We start from the raw sequence: 2,067 nt of genomic DNA, 5'->3' as shown, positions 1-2,067 counted from the left end.
GGCTTGAGCTGATCGGCGCGGAAGACGCAGAGGCGCACAGAAAAGACGCCGCCCTCAAACGTATCGAGGAATGGCTTGGCGCAGAGATGCTGCGTGTCCTGCCGACCCATGCAAAGCTGAAGACAGGCGAGACCGGCCAGGCGCTTGAAGGCATGGCCCGCGGACTTGCCTTTCAGCTGCTCGAAAGCGGCGCCGCGGTCGACCTTCGCAATGACGCGACAAGCGGCCAGATCACGCCTGAGCAGCGCGAAGCGATGAAAGCCGCAGGCCTTCGCACCGGCCGCGTCGCCGCGCATATCCCGGATGCGCAGAAACCGGCCGCCCAGCGCATGGTCGCGATCCTTCAGGCCAGCCAGACCGGCGAGACCCGCCGCGTCGCTCCAGAAGGCGCAGGCTCCTTCCCGCTCGATGGCGAATGGGCTGAAAGCGAGCTGAATTCGCAAGGTTATCTGCGCTTTGGCAAACGGGCTGTGCGCGCCGATCTCGCCGAACGCCTCGGCTGGGAGATTTCCAAACGCCGCCGCGAGGCCGGAACGCCAGCCTTCGAGCTGCCGGCAGAGCTCGCCTCGGTCGTGTCCTGCCCGGGCGAGGAATTTCCGGCGATCGTAAAAGGCTTTGGCCTGGCGCCCGCCGAGAAGGACGAGGAAACAGGCGCGGTCACCAAGTGGCGCTTCCTCTCGCGCCACCGCACCGATAGCGGGCCGCCGCGCGGCCGGAAGCCTGCCGGCGGCAAGCCGGGCAACCGACCCCCCAAAGGCAAGGGCGGCAAGTCGCAAGCCCGTCAACAAAGCCGTCCGGGCGGGCGCGGTCCGCGCGAAAAGCAGGCCGATCCCGATAGCCCGTTCGCGGCCCTGGCAAGCCTTCTACCGCCGCCGCCAGCGCCAAAGCCGAAAAAGAAAAAGAAGAAAAAGCCGGCAGCCAAACCGGAGGCGGCATCGGCTGAAGCGCCAAATCAGAGTGCAGAGTCCGAAGCCAAGACCGAAGCGCCAGAGACAAAGACCGAGCCTCCAAAAGAGGCGCCGGAGCCCAAATCATAGAGACCGAGACCCGTCTCGACGTCTGGCTGTGGCGCGCCCGCTTTTTCAAGACGCGCTCAATCGCGGCGGCGTTTATCGTAAAGCGCGGCGTGCGCGTCAGCCGGGGCGGCGAAACCCGCAAGATCTCGAAGCCCGGCACACGTATTGCGATTGGCGATGTTGCAAGTTTCGCCTTAAGATCACACATAGTGACAGTCAGGGTCGTCAAGCCGGGAACACGGCGCGGCCCCGCTGCAGAAGCGCAGACATTGTACGAAACGCTGGACGGTGATCGCCCGGGAGACGCAGATGCTTGATGCATTGAGACGGTTTTTTTCAGGCCGGCCCAAACCGGTCGTGCGGGATATTGACCCGCAAGTGGCTGCCGCCGCCCTGCTGGTTCAGGCCGCGCTTGTCGATGGGGTCTATGCCAATCTGGAAAGCGACCAGATCGCCGAGATCCTGCTCGACAGCCTCGGCCTTGATGCAGAACGCGTCGATGCGGTTCTCGAACAGGGCGAAGAGCTTGCAGAAGACGCTGTCGGCGCGCACGAATTTACCCAGCATGTGAAGAAGCTTCCGCTGCTCGAACGCGTGAAGGTCATTGAGGGGCTGTATCTCGTCTCGCTGGCCGACGGCGATGCCTGCAAATTCGAGGAAGCGTTCATCCGCCACGTGGCGAGCTTGCTGCACGTTGACGATATTCGCCGCGCCCAGGCCCGCCGCCGCGCTGAATCGCGACAGCCGCGGTGATTGACTTGGCGCCGCTTCGCCTGCAAATGCCCTCCTCGACCCGTTAAGCCAAACCGGACCTATTCTGAATGACCTATATCGTTATCGACGCCTGCATCCGCTGCAAATACATGGATTGCGTCGAAGTCTGCCCGGTCGACTGCTTCTATGAGGGCGAGAACATGCTCGTCATCCATCCCGATGAATGCATCGATTGCGGCGTCTGCGAACCGGAATGCCCTGTCGAGGCAATCAAACCGGACACTGAAGACGATCCGGATTCAAAATGGCTCAAGCTGAACACCGACTTTGCCAAGGT

General features: G+C 62.9%; 3 protein-coding genes and 1 pseudogene. All 4 read left to right on the top strand.

The features are described from left to right. A pseudogene (locus WA989_RS01395) lies at nt 1-1,037 on the top strand (helicase); the annotation flags it as partial. Beyond that, complete coding sequence (locus tag WA989_RS01390; RefSeq protein WP_424338742.1) at nt 1,031-1,333, top strand: S4 domain-containing protein; 303 nt, start codon at nt 1,031-1,033, stop codon at nt 1,331-1,333. The pseudogene WA989_RS01395 and the gene WA989_RS01390, both read left to right, overlap by 7 nt. Then, nucleotides 1,326-1,769: a TerB family tellurite resistance protein gene (locus WA989_RS01385; protein ID WP_424338741.1), complete on the top strand. Its 444-nt coding sequence runs from the start codon at nt 1,326-1,328 to the stop codon at nt 1,767-1,769. The genes WA989_RS01390 and WA989_RS01385 overlap by 8 nt, the downstream gene beginning before the upstream one ends. Nucleotides 1,770-1,837: 68 nt before the next feature. Beyond that, the coding region (fdxA, locus tag WA989_RS01380) for a ferredoxin FdxA (RefSeq protein ID WP_424338740.1) at nt 1,838-2,067 on the top strand (230 nt) is incomplete at its 3' end.

This window comes from Henriciella sp. (genome assembly GCF_049649345.1).
Classification (GTDB): domain Bacteria; phylum Pseudomonadota; class Alphaproteobacteria; order Caulobacterales; family Hyphomonadaceae; genus Henriciella.
The sequence above is the reverse complement of the archived record's forward strand: the minus strand, read 5'-3'. Positions and strand labels throughout refer to the sequence as shown.

Bases quoted from the DNA above. Each gene is read 5' to 3' on its own strand.
- WA989_RS01385 (WP_424338741.1), top strand. From the start codon at position 1,326: ATGCTTGATGCATTGAGACGGTTTTTTTCAGGCCGGCCCAAACCGGTC.